General features: G+C 52.9%; 19 protein-coding genes. 10 read left to right on the forward strand and 9 right to left on the reverse strand.

What is annotated here, in order from left to right; all coding sequences use genetic code 11:
- Window positions 1-20: 20 nt before the first annotated feature.
- The 6 genes from NNL38_RS04250 to dinG form a co-directional block, all read right to left on the reverse strand.
- On the reverse strand, window positions 21-1,322 hold the full coding sequence (locus NNL38_RS04250; RefSeq protein ID WP_255389780.1) for a hypothetical protein: 1,302 nt from the start codon (window positions 1,320-1,322) through the stop codon (window positions 21-23).
- Between the two features lie 354 nt (window positions 1,323-1,676).
- Complete coding sequence (gene rsmS, locus NNL38_RS04255) at window positions 1,677-1,850, reverse strand: pleiotropic regulatory protein RsmS (protein WP_255389781.1); 174 nt, start codon at window positions 1,848-1,850, stop codon at window positions 1,677-1,679.
- A gap of 5 nt (window positions 1,851-1,855) precedes the next feature.
- The gene (locus NNL38_RS04260; protein ID WP_255389782.1) at window positions 1,856-2,812 is read right to left on the reverse strand and encodes a histone deacetylase family protein; all 957 of its coding nucleotides are present in this window, start codon (window positions 2,810-2,812) and stop codon (window positions 1,856-1,858) included.
- 3 nt (window positions 2,813-2,815) lie between these two features.
- On the reverse strand, window positions 2,816-3,367 hold the full coding sequence (priC, locus tag NNL38_RS04265) for a primosomal replication protein PriC (protein WP_255389783.1): 552 nt from the start codon (window positions 3,365-3,367) through the stop codon (window positions 2,816-2,818).
- A gap of 12 nt (window positions 3,368-3,379) precedes the next feature.
- Complete coding sequence (locus tag NNL38_RS04270) at window positions 3,380-4,153, reverse strand: sulfite exporter TauE/SafE family protein (protein ID WP_255389784.1); 774 nt, start codon at window positions 4,151-4,153, stop codon at window positions 3,380-3,382.
- A gap of 29 nt (window positions 4,154-4,182) precedes the next feature.
- A complete protein-coding gene (dinG, locus tag NNL38_RS04275) occupies window positions 4,183-6,261 on the reverse strand; it encodes an ATP-dependent DNA helicase DinG (RefSeq protein WP_255389785.1) in 2,079 nt (692 codons plus the stop codon).
- Window positions 6,262-6,798: 537 nt separating this feature from the next.
- On the opposite strand from dinG, the gene NNL38_RS04280 reads away from it, so the two are divergent.
- Window positions 6,799-7,752, forward strand: coding sequence for a porin (locus NNL38_RS04280; RefSeq protein WP_255389786.1), 954 nt, complete (start codon window positions 6,799-6,801; stop codon window positions 7,750-7,752).
- Between the two features lie 97 nt (window positions 7,753-7,849).
- Window positions 7,850-8,488: a YccT family protein gene (locus NNL38_RS04285; RefSeq protein ID WP_255389788.1), complete on the forward strand. Its 639-nt coding sequence runs from the start codon at window positions 7,850-7,852 to the stop codon at window positions 8,486-8,488.
- 122 nt (window positions 8,489-8,610) lie between these two features.
- Here NNL38_RS04285 and NNL38_RS04290 read toward each other — a convergent pair whose 3' ends face one another.
- Window positions 8,611-8,973: a TraR/DksA family transcriptional regulator gene (locus tag NNL38_RS04290; protein WP_255389789.1), complete on the reverse strand. Its 363-nt coding sequence runs from the start codon at window positions 8,971-8,973 to the stop codon at window positions 8,611-8,613.
- A 394-nt stretch (window positions 8,974-9,367) separates the two neighbouring features.
- On the opposite strand from NNL38_RS04290, the gene NNL38_RS04295 reads away from it, so the two are divergent.
- The 5 genes from NNL38_RS04295 to recR all read left to right on the forward strand — a co-directional run bounded on the left by NNL38_RS04295 (window position 9,368) and on the right by recR (window position 13,878).
- Window positions 9,368-9,775, forward strand: coding sequence for a YbaN family protein (locus tag NNL38_RS04295; RefSeq protein ID WP_255389790.1), 408 nt, complete (start codon window positions 9,368-9,370; stop codon window positions 9,773-9,775).
- A 233-nt stretch (window positions 9,776-10,008) separates the two neighbouring features.
- Window positions 10,009-10,572, forward strand: coding sequence for an adenine phosphoribosyltransferase (gene apt / locus NNL38_RS04300; protein ID WP_255389791.1), 564 nt, complete (start codon window positions 10,009-10,011; stop codon window positions 10,570-10,572).
- A gap of 104 nt (window positions 10,573-10,676) precedes the next feature.
- Entirely contained in the window at window positions 10,677-12,914 is a 2,238-nt protein-coding gene (gene dnaX / locus NNL38_RS04305; RefSeq protein WP_255389792.1) for a DNA polymerase III subunit gamma/tau, read from the forward strand.
- Between the two features lie 28 nt (window positions 12,915-12,942).
- A complete protein-coding gene (locus tag NNL38_RS04310; protein WP_160650537.1) occupies window positions 12,943-13,272 on the forward strand; it encodes a YbaB/EbfC family nucleoid-associated protein in 330 nt (109 codons plus the stop codon).
- Window positions 13,273-13,275: 3 nt separating this feature from the next.
- Window positions 13,276-13,878 carry a recombination mediator RecR gene (gene recR, locus NNL38_RS04315; RefSeq protein ID WP_255389793.1) on the forward strand — a complete coding sequence of 201 codons (603 nt, stop codon included), beginning with the start codon at window positions 13,276-13,278 and terminating at the stop codon, window positions 13,876-13,878.
- 113 nt (window positions 13,879-13,991) lie between these two features.
- On the opposite strand, the gene NNL38_RS04320 is transcribed toward recR, so the two are convergent.
- The gene (locus tag NNL38_RS04320; RefSeq protein ID WP_255389794.1) at window positions 13,992-14,543 is read right to left on the reverse strand and encodes a regulatory protein ToxS; all 552 of its coding nucleotides are present in this window, start codon (window positions 14,541-14,543) and stop codon (window positions 13,992-13,994) included.
- A complete protein-coding gene (locus NNL38_RS04325; protein WP_255389795.1) occupies window positions 14,534-15,553 on the reverse strand; it encodes a winged helix-turn-helix domain-containing protein in 1,020 nt (339 codons plus the stop codon). Before NNL38_RS04325 ends, NNL38_RS04320 begins: the two co-directional genes overlap by 10 nt.
- Before the next feature lie 223 nt (window positions 15,554-15,776).
- On the opposite strand from NNL38_RS04325, the gene htpG reads away from it, so the two are divergent.
- From htpG to hemH, 3 genes are all read left to right on the forward strand, one after another.
- Window positions 15,777-17,675: a molecular chaperone HtpG gene (gene htpG / locus NNL38_RS04330; protein ID WP_255389796.1), complete on the forward strand. Its 1,899-nt coding sequence runs from the start codon at window positions 15,777-15,779 to the stop codon at window positions 17,673-17,675.
- A 187-nt stretch (window positions 17,676-17,862) separates the two neighbouring features.
- Window positions 17,863-18,507 (forward strand): adenylate kinase, encoded by a 645-nt coding sequence (gene adk, locus NNL38_RS04335; protein WP_255389797.1) that lies wholly within the window; start codon window positions 17,863-17,865, stop codon window positions 18,505-18,507.
- A 264-nt stretch (window positions 18,508-18,771) separates the two neighbouring features.
- Entirely contained in the window at window positions 18,772-19,758 is a 987-nt protein-coding gene (gene hemH, locus NNL38_RS04340; protein ID WP_255389799.1) for a ferrochelatase, read from the forward strand.
- The last annotated feature ends 116 nt before the right edge of the window (window positions 19,759-19,874 follow it).

A 19,874-nucleotide genomic window follows, 5' to 3' on the forward strand; every position in this document is an offset into this window, starting at 1 on the left:
AAGCTCAGCAGGGTTGGAAATTAACCTTCCTGGCTGGTGGTTTCTCCGGCTTCAGCATCTACTGGCTCAGTGATTGCTTCAGGCTGTGCCGGTTGCGGCGCTTCTGTGTCAACTTTGGCTTCGACCGCAGCGCTTTTGGTCGGTGTGGCAGCAGCAACCGGTGCTTGCGGGGCAGGAGCCGGTACAGCTTCAGCGGCTTGCTTAGCGACGGTCAGCTGGGCGGACAGTTTGGCAACTTTCTCTTCAAGCAGCGCGGCGCGCGCTTGCTGATCTTTCAGGTCGCGACGCAGCTTCTGCTGTGCCAGCATCGTTTCTTGTTCGTTCTTGAGGTTGTCCTTGATGTACTGGACCAGATCTCTGCCCTGCTGGGTCAGCGGCTGATCACGCATATCTTCCGCGCCCAGGGCCTTGGTGATGTTGAGCAGGATTTTTTCATAGCTCAGCACATGGCGCTCGTAATCGCTCTCCGGCATCGCCTTGAGCTTTTTCACCACATTGGCAATCTGCTCCGCGTGCTTGAGAGAAAATACAGCTTCATCCACTTTGCTGATAATCTGGGTGGTGGCCCGTGGCTCGGCTGCGATAAAGGCTTTGGCTGCAGTGACCGCCGCTGCTGCCTGGCTCAGCGTTTTCGGCGCATGCATGCCGATTTTAGCCATCTTCAGGCGCTTCAGCTCTTTTTGCGCATCAGACAGGTAAATTTTGGTGACGGTTTTTACTTCCAGCGCGCGCTGTTTAGTGACCAGTTTTGGCTGACCGTTAATCGCATCGTCGGTATTTTCATTCGCTACATCGTCAACCAGGCGTTTCAGTTCGCTTTCCAGCTGGCGAGCCGTGGTCGGGTAGTACTTGGCAGCATCGATTTCTTGCAGTTGGGTCCGGTAGCTGAAGGCTTCTTCCAGAATGGTCAGTACTTCGGCGCGAATTGATTTCGCTTTACTGATGTGGGCATTAAATTTGGCAATTCCTTCTTCAGCTGCCTGGATGTTGGTTTTTGAGCTGAAGAAGCCGCTTGAGCTGTTGGCTTCTGAGTGGTCGAGTTCAAACTCACTGTAGTATTCCTTGGCTTCCGCCAGAGCTTGCTTGGCCTCGTTTACGGACTTGGTCGCAAACCAGTCCAACTCGGTCTCTTGGGTCGATGCCAGGATTTTTTCCGCTGCTTCAATCGACTGCTTCATCTGATCAATTTGGATCGCAGTTTCTGACTGGTTCGTTTCCAGCGGCAGGCTTGCCACTGAATCGGAACTCGAGTTCGATGCACAACCGGATAGTGTGAGTGTCACGGCTGCTGCAATCGCGGCAACTTTCAGTTCCCTCTTCATAAAAACTCCTCGGCAATGGAATTACAATAAAACAATGTCATTCGAGATCTAATAATAATAGATGTGGCAGTTATTTTAGGGGGATTTCATGACAAATTAAACAAACAATACAAAGTATATTGTGACACTTTTATCAAGACCGAAAATATAAATAACTTTGACGTTTTATTATTAACTTTCGTCATTAATTTGACGCGGTGTCGACTTCTCGAGGTGACGCTGATTAACGGATAGGATTATCGGGCTAGTATTGCGAGCCTTGTCTCGCAGGAGGCGGTCATTACAGAGCATGTCAGGTCGTAACCGAGTTGCTTCATGCCTGGTGCCGACCTGATTTAAGCTGAGTTGGCTGGTTCACGAGCGCGAATGACTTTTTTTCTTCATATCCTGCAATACGATTTCAAGTGCCGAGATGGCAACGTCCGGTTCAATGTTATTTGTTTCCAGTAAATAAATTAAGTCGACGGCTAGTTTAATATCCTCTGGGGCATCTTCCAGGGAAGGCTGTGTATTGTTTTGTCCTGTCATTGTGCTTATTTCTCTTCTGAAGTGATGGATGAAACAGCATTGACTTGGTAGCCAAGAAATATATCCATTGCTGCATGTAATAGCTGACTATGCGGCGCGACGAGTGCCTGATGATCCTGGCGGTAGCCACCGCCGACTACTGCGGCAACGGGGATCATTTGCTCATGGCACAAGCGGAGCACCAGGTGATCCCGTTGATAAATCTCGTCCAGGGAAACATTGAAATAACCCAGCTCATCATGCTGATGGATATCCACACCGGCATCATAAAGGATCAGATCTGGCTGGTGCTGAGCCAGGGCCAGCTGGAGTACGCCACTGAATGCGGCCAGGTATTCGGTGCCGCAGGTCTCCCGTGGCAGGGCCAGATCGATATCGGAGTCGGGTTTGCGGGCCGGGAAGTTTTTATCACAGTGTACCGAGAACGTGATGATATCGTCATCTGCTGCCAGCAAAGTCGCCGTGCCATCACCGTGGTGAACGTCACAGTCAATAACCATGACCTTATCGATGCCATCCAGAGTCAGGGCATGTTTGGCTGCAAAAGCCAGATCATTGACCAGGCAAAAGCCGCTGCCGAAATCATGGTGGGCATGGTGATAGCCGCCGCTGAGGTGAATACCGATCCCGTGTCGATGGGCAAGCTCGACAGTGAGACGGGTACCGGCTGTGGACATCATCGTCCGCGCGATCAGCTGCTCACTCCAGGGAAAACCAATCCGGCGCATTTTGGCGGCTGGCAGGGTATTGTTGACCAGAGCGTCGATATAATCCGGATGGTGTAACCCTTTCAGCTCATCGGGCTGGATTGGACTCGGTTGGTGGAGCTGGATATCGTCTCGCTGCAGGATATTGAGCGCATCCAGATGCTGGTAGAGCCGGCGATACTTGCTGATCGGATAGCGGTGATTGGCCGGCAGCTCCAGTGCCGAATAAATCGGGTGATAGACCAAAGGTAGCATCAGTTATCCTTTGCGCTCCCGGGCGCTGATTTCTTGCTCAATTTTCGCCAGTGCAGTTCGGCAGCGCGACAGCCTGCCTTCCAGTGCCAGCACTTCTTTTTGCAGTTTCTGTTGCTCCGCCAGCGTACGGCATTGGCCGATCAGGGCTTCTTTATCGCGCTGCATGGCCGCCAGACGGCGCTCCCAATCCTGATGCTGGGCCAGATCCTGGTACAGCTCGTGGATCGGGCGTCGCTGTTTGTACCGGGGTTTCGGTTCGCGCCGGCGAATTTGCTGGGTGGCCAGTTCGCGCTGTATGGCCTGGATTTGGGCGATCACTTTTTCGCAAATGTGCTGGGTGCGGCTCGGGAGCAGCTTTCCTGCCTTGTGCTCGCGTTGCAGGGCGTTGATTTCGCTGCGAACTTCATTGACACAGGGAGTCAATAGTTTACTGCGGCAGAAAAATAGCTGCTCATCGAATAAGGGACGAGAGGCTTCTCCCCGCTGGCGGTCGATCTTGGCTGCTTCAACCGCAAGTTGTTCAAGAATGGCTGTAAAACGGTTTAAATCAGGCATAGAGGACGTTGCTTATAACCAGGCTTGCCAGGCAAGTTTGATCGCGAGAATGATCACCACGGTGACAAAGACCGGGCGGATAAACTTGGCGCCGAAGCGAATCGCGGAATGCGCACCAATGTAGGCACCCAGCATTAAGCATATGCCCATGGTGAGTCCGAGGGCAAAATTAATGTGCCCCAGAACGGCAAAGGTGATCAGTGAGGTCAGGTTGCTGGTAAAGTTCATGGCCTTGGCCAGCCCCGAGGCCATCAGGATATCCAGCCGATACAGCGCCATATTGGAAACGGTCCAGAATGCCCCGGTACCGGGGCCGGCCAGGCCGTCATAGAAGCCGAGGCTGGTCCCTTGCAGCCATTGTTTTTTACGAAATGTCCGGCATCGGTGTGGCAAGCGGTTGGAGTGAACTTTCGGATGCGGGTGCCACACCGTGTATACTGCAGCGGCCAGAATAATCAATGGTAGGACTTTTTCCAGCCAGTCGGTACTGATGAGATCGACTACCAGCGTGCCGGTGATAGCACCGATCAGAGTCGCCAGAAAAGATGCTCGCCAGAAGCGCGGAGAAAACAGCTGCTTGCGGTAGTAAGTCCAGGCCGCTGTTGACGAAGCAAAAGTCGCGGCCAGCTTGTTGGTGCCCAAGGCAATATGCGGTGGCAGGCCAATGGAGAGCAATGCCGGAACCGTCAGCATCCCGCCGCCCCCGGCGACGGCATCAATAAATCCGGCTGCAAGAGCCACCAGACCGAGGATGAGGAGCATACTCGGTTCAATCATTTCTATCATTCAGTATTATTCTTAGCGTCAAATATCGTTCAGGTGTATTCGATAACCCGTTTAAATGGCGGTAATGAATCGAGCAGTGCTTTGCCGTAGCGGCGGTTGATGATCCGGCGATCAAGCAGCACGACTCTACCAGAATCTTGCTCCTTGCGCAGCAGGCGTCCGGCGGATTGGATGAGTTTTTTACTGGCTTCTGGCACGGAAATTTGTAAAAACGGGTTCCCGCCCCGGCTTTCGATATACTCGGCATGTGCTTCTTCTACCGGTGACGTCGGGACCGCGAACGGGATTTTGGTGATGATCAGGTTGGTGAGCAGATCGCCGGGCAGATCAAGTCCTTCAGAAAAGCTGCCGGTACCAAATAAAACGCTGGTTTTACCTTTTTTACAGTTTTCTTTATGTTTTTTTAGGGTAAGGCTGCGGGATTCTTCACCCTGGACCAAGAGTTCCCATTGGTTTTTCTTCATCAGGGGCTTCAGGGCTTCAGCGACCTGATTCATCTGCCAGTAGGAAGAGAACAGCACCAGGCTGGATTTTTCGCCTTCCAGATACTCCGGCAGGGTTTTGATTAACAGGTCCGTGAACTGCTGGGCCTGAGGTTCCAGCGGCATCGCCGGGATCACCAGCCGGGCATTATTCTGGTAATCAAAAGGGGAGGCCAGGGCCAGAAAGCGGGTTGCATCTTTGTCGAAGATCCCGGCCTGGCGGCAGAAATAATCAAACTGGTTCAGCGCCCGCAACGTTGCCGAGACCAGAATCGATCCCGCCGCTCGGCTCCAGAGCAGCTGATCCAGGCGGTGCCCCACTTCCAGCGGGGACACTTCGATGATGTAATCATCCTCCCGGTCCGGGCTTTTTTCTATCCAGCGGGCCAGCGGTGCGCCCTTGTCCTTGTTAGGCTGGGCCATCAACAGCCAGACTTTTTCCAGGTTTTCTAATCGCTGTAGGTAAAAACCAGACTCGGCCAGGGCCTGATCGCCCAGGCGCGGGCTGACCTCGCTTTCCTTGACTCGCTCGGCAATCAGGTCATGGATTTTACCTAATGATTTGGCGGCTTTCTTGCTGGCCTCTTTGCAACCCTTGGCTTCTTCTTCCAGCCAGGAAGGCAACTCGCCATGTTCAAACCGATAGACACCGTCTTTGTTGAACATGGCCGGATCAATCTGAGCCGAGATTTGTCGCAGTGTCGGGATCAGGTGACTGATGGCCTCACTCAGGGCGCTCTGAAAACGGCCGGCTTTTTGATAATCCGCCACTTCGGCCAGTTTGCTGATCGACTGATTGAGTTTTTCCAGCCAGTTGGCCGCCCCTTTGAGGCTGGCGGCTGCGGAAGAGAAGTCCCGTGCGACTTGGGGCAGGTGGTGGGCCTCGTCAATCAGGTAAATGGTTTGTTCCGGCTCGGGCAAAATAATCCCGCCACCGAGCTCAATGTCGGCCATCAGCAAGGCGTGATTGGCGACGATGACATCGGCTTTTTCCAGGTGTTCACGGGCTTTGCTGAACGGGCAACTGCGATGCTTGGGCATTCCCGAATTGCAGCTGTGTTTATCGGCCACAATTTGCTGCCAGACGCGATCGGGGATTGATGTCGGCCAGCTGTCCTTGTCGCCATCCCATTTCTGACTTTCCAGGGCTTTTTGCATCCGTTTGAGCAGGTCAAGGTCGGACTTTTTCGGTTTTTCTTCCCAAAGCGCGACTTGCTGGTCGCCACCAGTGATACAACTTGCTTCCAGCTTGTGGCTGCAGCAATAGCGTTGGCGCCCTTTGGCGAGGATAAAGCTGAATTCTTTCGGGAAAATCTGATTAAACAGCGGCAGATCCTTGTGGATGAGCTGCTCCTGCAGCGCGACTGTGGCGGTGGAGATTAGGATTTTTTTGTTATTGAACAACGCAAAGGGGATCCCGCCCAGCAGATAGGAGAGTGATTTACCAATCCCGGTGCCGGCTTCGGCAACCAGCATCCGGTGCTTGGCATGATATTCACCGGCCAGGGTTTTGGCGATTTCAGCAACCAGATAGTTTTGCGCGCGCCGGGGAATAAAGTTATCGAGCTGGATCCCCAGGTTCTCATAGCATTGTTTGATATCACGTTTTATCTGGTTGTGTAACATATCTGAAACTTTGTAAGGGCAGGGAGACGCATTATAGCACGAACATCTGAGTGTGAGCGGCAGCGTGTTCTGAGCATTAATTTAAACAAAATGCGATTTTGCTCACGAAAATAGATTGAACCTGACCAGGCGATCCTGTGCATGCCTGTTTAAACAAGGAATTAACTATTTTGAATGGTGTTTTTTAGTTTTTTGTTCTGCGTCTTGTTACTTTTTTGCCTTTTTTTAGTGTTTTTATGTGTTTCGGGCAGGGTCGTAAAAGAGTCATCTGTGTTGGTAATGACGGCTGACGGCAAAAAATGAACATTGTCAGTATAGATAAGTCATTGATATATATATCTTTTGATTTTTCTTGAGGTCTTTTTTAGATTATTTGACATGGAGATAAAAGTTCTGTCAGGATGAGCTCACAAGTTACTGACCTGCGGTTCATTCCTGGCTTTATGTGGTACAGGAATCCATGAGCCGCAGGGATATAAAGAAAAGGAATTCTGGAAACAGGAATTCCATTCCAAATAAGAAAAGGCAGTGGATATCATGAAAAAGACACTTCTAGCACTATCAGTACTAGCAGCAGGTTCTGCAAACGCAGGCGTTAACCTATATGACCAAGACGGCGTTATCGTTGACTTGTCAGCAGCTGCTGAGGTTCAGTACTATCAACCGATTCAATCAGAAAACTCTAACGACGATGCAGGTCTACACCTGGATGATGGTGACCTGGCACTGAACACGACTGTTGCAGTGACTGACGACCTGAATGCCATTGGTGGTGTAGCTTTTGCGTTCGAAAAAAGCGATGTAACTAACGATGAGCTGTGGGTTGGTTTCAGCGGTGAGTTCGGTGAACTGACTTTCGGTCGCCAGCTACTGATCTCTGATGACGCAGGCATTGGTAAAGATTATGAGCTGGGTTTCGAGCAAATTAGCTTTGGCGATACTGAAGGTTCAGAGACTATCAAGTATGTGTTTGACAACGGCCAGTTCTACTTTGGTCTGTCTCACGATCTGGATGCGGAAGGTGCTAGCCCTGCAACTGATTTCCTAAACACTAACGGCACAATTACCGATGGCCGTCTGGGTGCTCGTTTTGGCGATTTTGATGTACGTGCTTATTACTACACATCTGAAACTGCCTCAACTGCGGCGAATAAAGTTGAAGTCGATGCTTTCAACTTGGAAGGTCAGTACGTAATGGGTGCATTTGCGTTTGCTGCATCTTACGGTAACGTTGAGGCGGAAACAAACGGCGCAACAGCTGAAGTTGATCTGATTGAGTTGGCTGGTTCTTACACACTAGACAAAAACACTTTTGCTCTGGGTTATAACCGTGCTGATATCGATGGTGGTGACACTGTTGACAACATCTACGGTAACATTACCCACCGTCTGCACAGCAACGTAAAAGTTTACGCTGAGCTGGGCTGGGCCGATGCTGACAATGCTGATCTAGACCTGGGCTACCTGGCAGGTATGGAAGTACTGTTCTAAGGTGTCTTGACCTGAACACTGATAAAAGCCGCCTTCTGGGCGGCTTTTTGCTATTCTTGGGGCTTCGATTTGATGTCCATCGGGAGAAGGGAGAGAGATGAAGACGTTTCTATGGGCTGTATTGTTGGGACTGCCGGCGGCCTTGCAGGCTGCAACTTTAACGGTTGGCGAGAATATTGAGCTGCTGGTGGTGGATGGGAAAGAGGTTGAGAGCTCGTTCTGGTCACCCACTCAAAGCATTGAGCTGGCACCGGGCAAGCACCAGGTGGTGGTCCGCTATGACGGTGAGCTGAAAAATGGCTCTAAGAATGCGATGTATACCACGCGGCCTTATCTGTTTGAGCTGGAGGTGCCGGTGCAGGATGCCAGCATCGCAATTCCCCGTTTGACCACGTTATCGCAGGCGAAGGCGCATTTTGAGCGTGGTCCTGAGTGGTCGCTGGCGTTGGCGGATGGCTCCATGAAGCCGCTGGATTACGTTGAGCTGGAAGGAAAGGGGTTTGGTTCTTTCAGTAAGATGGAAGAGCTGGTTGCGGCCTATAACCGCCGGCACGGGATCACGTTTGAGCAGGGCTATGCGGTCGATCTGACCCAAGCGACGCTGGAAGTAACAGAGCAGGGAGAAGTCTCGCTCAGCGGTGATGCCCTGGCGCAGCTCAAACTCTGGTACAGCAAAGCGGACGCAGAAGAAAAAGCAGCATTTAAGGCATGGGCTGCTGTCCAGGATGCTTTGTAATCACGTCTGGGTAATCACGCCTGGCGGGGGCTCAGCACGGCTTGGCCGAGAGGCGACATAGGCTGCAGCGCGCTGCCTTTAGGACGCGACGCCTCAGGACGTTCCATGACAGAGCCACAGCGTTAATCGTGATGATAGCGACTGTGGCTTCTGCAGGCGTGGCAGCGTGGCTGCGCCGGATCGGCTTCCAGTGCCGCCAGTTCGATGGTCTCTTCGCAGTCTGTACACAAACCATACATTCCCAGCTTCATCGCACAAATGGCGGCATCCACTACCTCCAGTCGTGCCGCTAAGTCATGCAGGTTACCGAGATAGGATGCGCCGGCTATCTTAATCAGCGCATTCAAGTCAGCCAGCTCAATGGCTGTGGTCGAAGGCACCAGCGTATTGAGTACCAGTTCGTGTTTCAATTCGTTGAGCAGGGCTTCATGCTCCTGCTCCAGTCTGCGTTTTAACTGTTGATAGGCTCTTTCTGACGTTGTCATCGTTTTTGTATTATGTTTAGGAATGGTCAGTTCAGTCTAAAACGCGTGACGGGATTGATTGTGATTTGAATCAATTCTTTATACAGTAACCTGTGCAAATCCCTACTTTTGGCAGGTTTTTGTCGCTTTCTTGATCCGATATAGTACTGCCCGCGAAAGATCTGTGGCCAATGAAGCTTCAGGCAATCAGCAAAGTCAGTTATATTCAATATCGAAGAAGGAAGTGATTCATGGAGCAGGATTTTAAAGATCCGTATAGTTTTAAGTATTTTGTTGGTTTTCTGGTTGTGATGGGGCTGCCAACGCTCCCAGCCATTCTGACCTGGCTGGGGATCCTGGGCCAGTAAACGAGACCGGGCAGAGCATTTCACGCACCTGCCAGTCAGGAGGGGATGTGAAACAAGTGATCAGGCAAGCTTTTTTGCTGACCATCGGGTGGCTCTGCGTCGGGTTGGGAGTGATTGGTATCTTTTTACCACTGCTCCCAACCACACCTTTTTTGCTATTGGCCAGCGCCTGCTTCATGCGGGGCTCACCACGCTTGAGCCGTTGGCTGCATCAGCACCAACATTTTGGCCCCATCTTACAAAACTGGCATCAGCATCGTGCCGTCTCTCGTTTAGTGAAACGCCGGGCGAATATCACCATGGTGCTTAGTTTCCTCCTGTCTATCTATTTAGTGCCCTTACTCTGGCACAAAGTGATGCTGGTCTGTATGGCGACGGTGTTGCTGATCTGGTTTAATCGCCTGCCGGTGATGGAGCCTCCCCGTGTCTCTCCGGGGTCCGGCCAGACCGAATAAACCAGCTTCAAACAACCATGGCTGAGCAGATCCCGGCCATTAGTGCTTCCCGGTGATCCCATGATTTGATGCAAAACAAAGAATCCTGCGTATCAGTTGCCCCGGTTTGTGAAAATCACTAGTATTTGAGGCCGAATTGACTTGGCCTGCTGCAACAGATGTTGCCCGGCAGGTTTTTTAGTGAGCGAAAGCGCACTGTGTGGCATCTCATCACGGTGTAATGGAAAGCGATTATGACTCAAGATAACCATGCATTGATCAAGAGCCGTGCTCTGATCAAGGGCAGTATTCAATCTATCCCGGATTACCCGAAACCAGGCATTTTGTTCCGTGATGTGACCAGCCTGCTGGAAAACCCGGCTGCGTTCAAGGCTACGATGCAAGTCCTGATTGAGCAGTATAAAGGAAAAGGCATTACCAAGGTAATTGGCACCGAAGCGCGCGGATTTTTGTTCGGCGCACCGTTGGCGCTGGAGCTGGGGGTTGGTTTTGTGCCGGTCCGCAAGCCGGGTAAGCTGCCGCGTGAAGTGATTGGCGAGAGCTATGAGCTGGAATACGGTCAGGATACCCTGGAGATCCATGTCGATGCGATTGAAGCCGGCGATAAGGTGTTGCTGGTCGATGATCTGCTGGCGACCGGCGGGACAATTGAAGCGACGACAACCCTGGTGCGGCGTCTGGGCGGTGTGGTAGAAGATGCCGCGTTTGTCATTAACCTGCCGGAACTGGGCGGTGAAACCCGCCTGAAAAAGATTGGCCTGAACGTGTTCAGCATCTGTGATTTCGACGGCCATTAATTGATCCCCACCTGGCGAATCCTTGGGCGCTCGCGAAGCGCCCACTCGCCCCAATACCCTCCCTGTGCTAGCATAGCTGTCTTGATTCTGTAAGGTTAGTTAACATGAGTTACCAGGTTCTGGCACGGAAATGGCGGCCACACCAATTCTCGGATGTTGTCGGGCAATCCCATGTGCTGACGGCGCTGGCGAATGCTCTTGCCCACAACCGTCTCCATCATGCTTATCTATTCAGCGGGACCCGTGGTGTCGGGAAGACCACCATCGCCCGAATTTTTGCCAAAGGTCTGAACTGTGAGCAAGGGATCACGGCGACCCCTTGTGGCCAGTGTGAAACCTGCCGCGAGATCGATGACGGACGTTTTGTTGATCTGCTCGAAATCGATGCGGCTTCCCGGACCAAAGTGGAAGACACCCGTGAGCTGCTCGATAACGTGCAGTACAAACCCGCCCGGGGCCGGTTTAAGGTTTACCTGATTGACGAGGTTCATATGCTCTCTCGTCATAGTTTTAACGCCTTGCTGAAAACCCTGGAAGAGCCGCCGGAATATGTGAAGTTCATTCTGGCGACGACGGATCCCCAGAAACTGCCGGTGACGATTCTGTCGCGCTGTTTGCAGTTCCATCTCAAACATTTGGACAATACTCAGATCCAGACTCAGCTGGAGCATGTGCTGGGCGAGGAAGGGGTGGCGTATGAGCCGCGAGCCCTGAGCCTGCTGGCCCGTGCCGCCGAAGGCAGTATGCGTGATGCCCTGAGCCTGACCGATCAGGCGATTGCCCTGGGGGATGGCCAGGTTCAGGCCGAATCAGTTTCTGCCATGCTCGGGACGCTGAATACCGAGCAGGCGCTGTATCTGCTCGAAGCCATGGCTGCTGGTGAAGCGCAGCCGGCCATGGCTTGTCTGGAAGAGTTAGCCGGTGTCGGGGTTGAGTGGGACAGCTTGCTTCAGGAGCTGGCAGCACAATTGCATCGGGTTGCCATGGTTCAGGCGTTGCCTGCCTCACTTGATGAGAGCGCACCGGATGCTGAGCGTATTATCGCCCTGAGCAAACAGATCACACCGCAGGAAGTGCAACTGTGTTATCAGATTGCACTCCAGGGGCGGCAGGATTTGGCTTATGCTCCTGACGGCCGGACCGGGCTGGAGATGGTGTTGTTACGGATGCTGGCCTTTCGGCCGGTGGCCAGCGCCGGGATAGCGCCGCAAGCGGTCAGTGTGCCGGCGACCGAGCCGGCGCCCCAGCCACAATCCGGTATAGCTCAGCCACAGCCGGGTATGGCGCAGCCGATGACTCATTCGGGCCAGGCGCAGAGCACGACACCAAACCCTGCGCCGCAGGCCATGCAACGAGTGCAGGCGCTGAAAAATCAGGTGTCAGCACAGCCAATAGATACTGGTCAGAGTGTTATGCCTGAAGGGCAGCCTGTACCGCAATCTGAAGCCCCAAGGCCTCCTGCTACGCATCAGTCCTCCCCTCAGGTACAGTCTGCTGCGCCAGCGCAACAAGCAGCGCAACAGTCAGCCCTGCAAGCGGGACAGCCTTCGATGCAACCGTCGGAACAACCGACCCCGCAGCCGCAGCCGCAGCCGCAGTCATCAGCCGCTTCCGGCTTGCTGGCGGCGAGAAATACGCTGCGCAGCCACACTAAACGTGGCCAGGACGGGCAGCCAGATGTAAAAAAGGGCCAACCGGCGCCAGCTAAAAAAGTCGCAACCAATGTGCTTGACCGAATTGCATCCAAGCACTCGGGTCAGCCTGCTTCAGCGAATGGAGCACCTGCGATGCCGGCGTCGACACCTGCGCAGCAACCCACTTCACCGAGCGAGCAAGAGTACCGCTGGCAACCCGTCTCTCAACCGGTGCCGGAGACGGTGAAGGCTGAGGTGGCACCCGCCGTGTTAAAGCGCGCGCTGGAGCATGAAAAAACGCCGGAAATGGCAAAATTACTTGTCAAAGAAGCGGCAAATCAGGATAGTTGGAGCGATTTAGTGACCCAACTGAATGTTGGGCGACTGGTGCAGCAACTGGCGCTGAATTCTGCGCTGCTCCGGGAAGACAATCAAGTGACCTTGTTGCTCCGGCCGTCGCAAAAACACCTGGATACGCCGAAGGCACGGGAGCAACTGGTTCAGGCACTATCCGCGTTGTATGAGGCGCCGATCGAATTATCAATCGAATTAAGTGATAAAGGGCGCTCGCCGCTGGAATGGCGAGAAGCGATTTATCAGCAAAAACTGGATCAGGCCAAACAGAGTTTGCACAATGATCCGAACGTGACCTTTATCTGTCAGCGTTTTTCTGCTGTGCTTGATGAAGAGAGCGTCAGACCTATTTAGATCAACCAGACCAAGAGAGAGAGAGTATATGTTTGGTAAAGGCGGTATGGGTAACATGATGAAGCAGGCGCAGCAAATGCAAGAGCGCATGCAGAAAATGCAGGAAGAGATCGCGAACATGGAAGTCACTGGCGAGTCCGGTGCCGGCCTGGTCAAAGTGACTCTGACAGGCAGCCACAGCGTCCGCCGTGTTGAGCTGGATGACAGCCTGATGGAAGATGACAAAGACATGCTGGAAGACCTGATCGCGGCTGCGTTCAACGATGCTGCGCGCCGTATTGAAGAAGCCCAGAAAGAGAAAATGGCGAGCGTGACCGGTGGCATGAACCTGCCGGCCGGCTTTAAGATGCCGTTTTAATCAATGCGGACCAGTGTATTACTGGAGCAGCTCATGGAGGCTTTGCGGTGCTTACCGGGCGTGGGACCGAAGTCCGCCCAGCGCATGGCCTTCAGTTTGCTGCAACGAAACCGGCAGGGCGGCTTACAATTAGCAGACGCGTTGAGCCGGGCAATGACGGATATTGGTCACTGCCAAAGCTGCCGTACGTTTACCGAAGAAGACATCTGTGCGATTTGCGCTAATCCGCGTCGGCAGGAAAACGGCCAGATCTGCGTGGTGGAAAGCCCGGCAGATATTGTGGCGGTTGAGTCAACCGGGCAGTTTTCGGGGCGCTATTTTGTCCTGATGGGACACCTGTCGCCGCTTGATGGTATCGGCCCGGCAGATATCGGTTTGGATGTGCTGGAGTTCCGCCTGCAGGGGGAAACTATCTCTGAGCTGATCCTGGCGACCAACCCGACAGTCGAAGGCGAAGCAACAGCGCACTACATTGCTGAGCTGTGCAGTGAATATAACATCCCGGCGACCCGGATTGCCCACGGGGTGCCGGTTGGCGGCGAGTTGGAGCTGGTGGACGGCACCACGCTGTCGCACTCGTTTGCGGGTCGACACAAGTTGTATTGAGTCGATGCGGCGTCAGGCCAGCACACCGAAATAAAGAACCAACGCCAGTGCAGACTGCGCGTTGGTTTTTTTTATCCCATGAAAAGTAGGCCGGGGACTTGCTCGGATTGGTATTACAACGAGTAGAGGATATTGGAGCCGTAGTTGAGGCTGGTCAGCAGCAGGGCTTTTTCATTGAGGATATCAATGCGCCGGCTTTGCTGGGCATCCATCCTGAATATTTGCCGGATCACGCTCAGATGCTCGGGTTTGAAATCCTGATTCTGCCCGGACGTTACATCTTTGAACTCTCCCGGTGTGGTGAGCAGGTAGCCGCCACTCAGGTCCCATCGCCCGGTTTCAGAAATATGTAAGGTGAGCGGCTGCTCACTCTGACTAAAAAGTTTGAGCAGGGTGATCCGGGAGTAGGTTTGATTGGGCAAATAAACCACATGGCTGCTCTGCTCAACCCGGCGCAGCATCCCCAGCTGTTCCAGCTTGGTCGGCTCGATCCGGCTGACTGAGCTTGACTGCCACTCCCGCGACATCAGTAACTGCTGCAGTTTATAGTCGCTGGCAAAATAGAGCCAGGTGCTGAGCAGCACCGAGCATGCGAGCAGCAGAAGTGCCCAATAACGCCTTGTAAATCGGAGAGCCTGGGTGCGATACGAATCGGTTACTGGCATAGCTGGGTGTTATCCTCTTGGCGGGTATGTAAGCGCAACGTCACATTTTCTTCTGCCATGGCCGGGTGATGAATATAGTTCAACCACAGTTGATTACCCAGACCGCCCGTGGCAATGACTTCAACCGGCTGCGCAGTGCCCGGGTGGTAGTCCAGGTAGGTTTTGACACACGCGGTGATCATTGGCTTCCAAGATGCCAAATTCGGGTGCTGCTTTGGGATCAGGATCTGGACATGCTCTACGGTAAACCAGGGGGTGAATGCTTTAGACTTTGGCGGCATCGCTATCGCTACCAGCAGTGGCATAATGCAGGCGAGCGACAGCAGCATCAGGCTCAGCAGAGCCCTCTTGGGGCGAGGTTGTGACATTGACGGTGGTGTTCCTGCCGTATCTGCCGCTTTAGTCTGGTTGCCTGATGGACCGGCTGCCGATGCTGGAGCAGTGGTGCACAGCGCCGGCGTCAGCGATTCGGGTGCAACGCTATTTGTCGCCGTTTTTTCTGGTGCCTTGCTTTCAGATACCTGGCTTTCAAGCGTCCTGTACTCGGGTGGCATGGTTTCAGTGATTTCAGCCTCAACCACGATGGCAGCGTCGCAGTTGAGGGGGGTCACTTGGTTATCTGACGTTTCGGCGGTCGGATCAGGCTCGGCAGAGATGCCGGTCTCATCAAAATCTCGAACACTGGCGATCATCTGATAGCCGCGCTTGGGCACTGTTTTAATAAACCCGGGTGATTTGGTGGAGTCTTTCAGCGCTTTACGCAGGGTGGAAATGGCCTGGGTCAGGCTGGAGTCATCGACCTCAAACCCTTGCTCCCGCCAGACATAATCATGGAGTCTGGCTCGAGCGATGATCGCTCCCGGCTCTGCAATCAGCAGGCTCAGGGCGCGGCTCTCATTACTGCCAAGGCGGATCAGCTCCTGGTCTTCCCATTGGTCGGTAAGACTGTTGTCACAGGGGTCAAAAAGGAATCGTTGACCAATCAAATATTTATTTGAGGTGTTATTCATGGATATTGCCGAAGGGAACAATTCGGCGGTATGTATACCATGGTCTGACTGAATCAGCTCTGAATGTAAAAATATAAAAATTCAGGCTGAAAAAACCTAAAGCCGTGTCATCTGGGGCTGTTTGGCGATAAAAAGTACCCTGAACGGTTGAAATGATAAATTCTGCCCTTATGTAATTAGAGAATTTTATTGATTACGTAATACGACGAGTTACGGAGTTGAAATGAGCGAGCAAACTATTCATAAAAATAAGGAGACACGCGGCTTTCAATCGGAAGTAAAGCAGCTGCTCCATCTGATGATCCACTCACTGTACTCTAACAAAGAGATCTTTTTGCGTGAGCTGATTTCTAATGCGTCAGATGCGGCGGATAAACTGCGCTTCCGCGCGTTGTCCCAACCTGATTTATATGAGAACGACGCAGAGCTGGGCGTGAAGCTGTCTTTCAACGCGGATGCCGGGACGCTGACCATTCATGATAATGGTATCGGGATGACCCGTGACGAAGTCGTGGAGCATCTGGGCACCATTGCCAAGTCCGGCACCAAAGACTTTTTTGCCAAGCTGAATGAAGAGCAGTCGAAAGACTCGCAGCTGATCGGCCAGTTCGGGGTCGGTTTCTACTCTTCTTTCATTGTCGCCGACCGCGTGACGGTCAATACCCGTGCCGCCGGTGTGGCTGCCGATCAGGCTGTGCGTTGGGAATCGACCGGGGAAGGGGACTACTCGGTTGAAGATATCGAGAAAGCCAGCCGGGGGACTGAGATCATCCTGCACCTGCGTGAGGATGAAAAAGAGTTCCTGAGTGAGTACCGCCTGCGTGATATTATCGGCAAGTATTCTGATCACATCGGGATCCCGGTCTTCATCCAAACCACTGAGCGGGATGAAGAAGGCAAGGAAACCGGCACCAAGTGGGAGCAGATCAACAAGGCGCAAGCGCTGTGGACCCGGAACAAGTCGGACATCAGCGACGAAGAATACAAAGAGTTCTACAAGCATGTGTCCCATGACTTTGCCGAGCCGCTAAGCTGGAGCCACAACCGCGTCGAAGGCAAGCAGGACTACACCAGCTTGCTCTATATCCCCTCGAAAGCGCCGTGGGATTTGAATAACCGTGATAGTAAGCATGGCCTGAAACTGTATGTTCAGCGCGTGTTTATTATGGATGATGCCCAGCAGTTTATGCCGACTTACCTGCGCTTTATGCGTGGCCTGATTGATTCCAACGATCTGCCGCTGAACGTGTCGCGCGAAATTCTGCAGGACAACAAGGTGACACAGGCGCTGCGTAAGGCGTGTACCAAGCGTGCCCTGACGATGATGGAGCGTCTGGCCAACAACGACAGCGAGAAGTACCAGACGCTGTGGAACGAGTTTGGCCAGGTACTGAAAGAAGGCCCGGCAGAAGATTTTGCCAACCGCGAGAAAATTGCCGGCCTGCTGCGCTTTAGCTCAACGCACAACGACAGTGCGGAGCAGAATGTTTCCCTGGCTGACTATGTTTCCCGGATGAAAGAGGGCCAGGAGAAGATTTACTTCCTGACGGCTGACAGCTACAGCGCGGCGAAGAACAGCCCGCACCTGGAGCAGTTCCGTGCCAAAGGGCTGGAAGTGCTGCTGATGCACGATCGCATTGACGAATGGCTGATGAGTCACTTGCCTGAATTTGACGGCAAATCATTCCAAGCGATCACCAAGGCGGATCTGGATCTGTCCAAGTTTGAAGACGAAGCAGAGAAAGAGAAGCAGAAAGAGACCGAGGAAGAGTTCAAGTCGGTCGTTGAGCGCACCAAATCTTACCTGGGCGATCGGGTCAAAGATGTACGTACCACGTTTAAGCTGACGGATACCCCGGCGGTTGTGGTGACCGACGAGCACGAAATGGGCACGCAAATGGCCAAGCTGCTGGCTGCGGCCGGTCATGATGCACCGGAGGTGCAGTACATTTTCGAGCTGAACCCGAACCATGCCCTGGTCACGAAAATGGCAGATGAAGCGGATGAAGAAGCCTTTGGCCGCTGGGTCGAGATGCTGCTGGGTCAGGCTATGTTGGCTGAGCGTGGCTCGATGGATGATCCATCCCAGTTCTTGGCTGCGGTGAACAAGCTGCTGGCTTAAGATACAATTTGGCCTCGGGATCGGGGCAGACTAAGGTCGAATCGATTCCGATACTGGCTTCAAATAGTATTCTGATAACGTATGTAATCCGGGCCCGGTCTTTGGACCGGGCTTGCGACTGCAGGCTAATCAGTGTATTTTTCTTTTTTTTTTTCGAAAAACTCCATTTACGTAAAGGGGATTTAAGATGCGCATCATTCTTCTGGGCGCTCCAGGTGCAGGTAAAGGTACTCAGGCACAATTCATCATGGAGAAATTTGGTGTTCCACAAATTTCAACCGGTGACATGCTTCGCGCTGCCATCAAAGCTGGTACTGAGCTAGGTAAAAAAGCCAAATCAGTCATTGATGCTGGACAGCTGGTGTCTGACGATATCATCCTTGGTCTGGTAAAAGAGCGTATTGCTGAAGACGATTGTGCAAAAGGCTTCCTGCTGGACGGTTTTCCACGCACGATCCCTCAGGCTGACGGTCTGAAAGAGATCGGCGTCGATATCGACTACGTGATTGAGTTTGACGTGGCTGATGATGTGATTGTTGAGCGAATGGCGGGCCGTCGTGCGCACCTGGCATCTGGCCGGACTTACCACGTGGTTTACAACCCGCCGAAGGTTGAAGGTAAAGATGACGTGACCGGTGAAGAGCTGGTTGTTCGTGATGACGACAAAGAAGAAACCGTTCGTGCGCGTCTGGGCGTTTACCACGACCAAACTGCGCCGCTGATTGCCTACTACGGCAAAGAAGCTGAAGCCGGTAAGACCCAGTACATCAAAATTGATGGAACTCAGCCTGTTGCTGAAGTCAGTGCTGAGCTGGAAAAAGCGTTGTCTTAATTGACGACGCGACAGCAGCGAGAAATAGACGGGTTAGCTTTCGGGCTGGCCCGTTTTTATTTTATGGGCCTGAAAATGTATTTTTCAGTGATCTGATAGGGATTTAGACGGGTATAAGATGCATGTTTTCATAAAGCTGATAGAGTTGTTACCCATCTGATGCAGTCGCGCATCGACATCATCAGCTGGGTATGACAGGTCTGCTTTGAGCCCGGGCCGGTATCGACTGGCTTGAGGTGAGATTTCAATATCGCGAAGGAAAGTATGAGCAATAATAACAACGCATCCGGAAACGCATTTGGTGTTTTGCTGGTGAATCTGGGCACACCGGATGAAGCTTCCCCGGCCGCCGTGAAGCGATTTTTATCTGAGTTTTTGCACGACCCGCGGGTGGTCGATATGAGCCGTTGGTTGTGGTGTCCGATCCTCCATGGCGCCATCCTGCCGATCCGCTCGCCGAAAGTGGCTAAGCTCTATCAGTCGGTATGGATGGAAGAAGGCTCGCCGCTGCTGGTCTATTCCCGTCGCCAGCAACAGCAACTGGCAGCGTTGCTGGATGTGCCGGTTGAGCTGGGGATGACCTATGGCAATCCGAGTATTCGCTCGGGGCTGGATCGTTTAAAGCAACAAGGGTGCAAGAAAGTCTTGGTGTTGCCGCTGTACCCGCAATACTCACGGACGACGACCGCGGCGGTATTTGACAAAGTGGCGAAAGTGCTCAAGTCACAACCGGAGATTCCGGAGCTGCGCTTTGTCAATCAGTACTATGATCACCCGGCCTATATCAGCGCCCTGGCGGCGTCTGTAACCGATTACTGGCAGGTTCACGGCCAACCGGATTACCTGCTGTGCTCGTATCACGGGATCCCGAAACGTTATGCGGATCTGGGTGATCCGTATCCGGAACATTGCCATGGTACCACAGCACTGCTGGCGGAAAAGCTGGCGATGCCGCGTGAGCAGATGAGCATGAGTTATCAGTCGATTTTCGGTCGTGAGGAGTGGCTCAAACCCTACACAGAACAGACGATTGCAGACTTGGCCAAAAAAGGGGTGAAACGGCTTGATGTGATGTGTCCGGCTTTCTCGGTGGATTGCCTGGAAACCCTGGAGGAGATCGCCGAGCAGTGTCGGGAGACTTTCCTCGAAGCCGGGGGCGAGTCGTTCCATCTGATCCCATGCCTCAATGATAACCCTGCCCATATTGAGTTGATGGCTGCGTTGGTCCGACAGCATAGCCAGGGGTGGTAGCCGGCCGGCTTCTGGCGGCTGAGTGTGCGAAAAGGTGTCAAAGCTCTCAATATCCATGAGAGCTTTTTCTTTTCTGATCTATATTCTGTGATAGAATTCGCACAATTTTTTCAACT

It is taken from the genome of Photobacterium atrarenae (assembly GCF_024380015.1).
Classification (GTDB): Bacteria; Pseudomonadota; Gammaproteobacteria; order Enterobacterales; family Vibrionaceae; genus Photobacterium; species Photobacterium atrarenae.

Excerpts from the sequence above, each read along its gene's own strand:
- NNL38_RS04250 (WP_255389780.1), bottom strand. The coding sequence starts at position 1,322 with ATGAAGAGGGAACTGAAAGTTGCCGCGATTGCAGCAGCCGTGACACTC.
- rsmS (WP_255389781.1), bottom strand. The coding sequence starts at position 1,850 with ATGACAGGACAAAACAATACACAGCCTTCCCTGGAAGATGCCCCAGAG.
- NNL38_RS04260 (WP_255389782.1), bottom strand. The coding sequence starts at position 2,812 with ATGCTACCTTTGGTCTATCACCCGATTTATTCGGCACTGGAGCTGCCG.
- priC (WP_255389783.1), bottom strand. The coding sequence starts at position 3,367 with ATGCCTGATTTAAACCGTTTTACAGCCATTCTTGAACAACTTGCGGTT.
- NNL38_RS04270 (WP_255389784.1), bottom strand. The coding sequence starts at position 4,153 with ATGATAGAAATGATTGAACCGAGTATGCTCCTCATCCTCGGTCTGGTG.
- dinG (WP_255389785.1), bottom strand. The coding sequence starts at position 6,261 with ATGTTACACAACCAGATAAAACGTGATATCAAACAATGCTATGAGAAC.
- NNL38_RS04280 (WP_255389786.1), top strand. The coding sequence starts at position 6,799 with ATGAAAAAGACACTTCTAGCACTATCAGTACTAGCAGCAGGTTCTGCA.
- NNL38_RS04285 (WP_255389788.1), top strand. The coding sequence starts at position 7,850 with ATGAAGACGTTTCTATGGGCTGTATTGTTGGGACTGCCGGCGGCCTTG.
- NNL38_RS04290 (WP_255389789.1), bottom strand. The coding sequence starts at position 8,973 with ATGACAACGTCAGAAAGAGCCTATCAACAGTTAAAACGCAGACTGGAG.
- apt (WP_255389791.1), top strand. The coding sequence starts at position 10,009 with ATGACTCAAGATAACCATGCATTGATCAAGAGCCGTGCTCTGATCAAG.
- dnaX (WP_255389792.1), top strand. The coding sequence starts at position 10,677 with ATGAGTTACCAGGTTCTGGCACGGAAATGGCGGCCACACCAATTCTCG.
- NNL38_RS04310 (WP_160650537.1), top strand. The coding sequence starts at position 12,943 with ATGTTTGGTAAAGGCGGTATGGGTAACATGATGAAGCAGGCGCAGCAA.
- recR (WP_255389793.1), top strand. The coding sequence starts at position 13,276 with ATGCGGACCAGTGTATTACTGGAGCAGCTCATGGAGGCTTTGCGGTGC.
- NNL38_RS04320 (WP_255389794.1), bottom strand. The coding sequence starts at position 14,543 with ATGCCAGTAACCGATTCGTATCGCACCCAGGCTCTCCGATTTACAAGG.
- NNL38_RS04325 (WP_255389795.1), bottom strand. The coding sequence starts at position 15,553 with ATGAATAACACCTCAAATAAATATTTGATTGGTCAACGATTCCTTTTT.
- htpG (WP_255389796.1), top strand. The coding sequence starts at position 15,777 with ATGAGCGAGCAAACTATTCATAAAAATAAGGAGACACGCGGCTTTCAA.
- adk (WP_255389797.1), top strand. The coding sequence starts at position 17,863 with ATGCGCATCATTCTTCTGGGCGCTCCAGGTGCAGGTAAAGGTACTCAG.
- hemH (WP_255389799.1), top strand. The coding sequence starts at position 18,772 with ATGAGCAATAATAACAACGCATCCGGAAACGCATTTGGTGTTTTGCTG.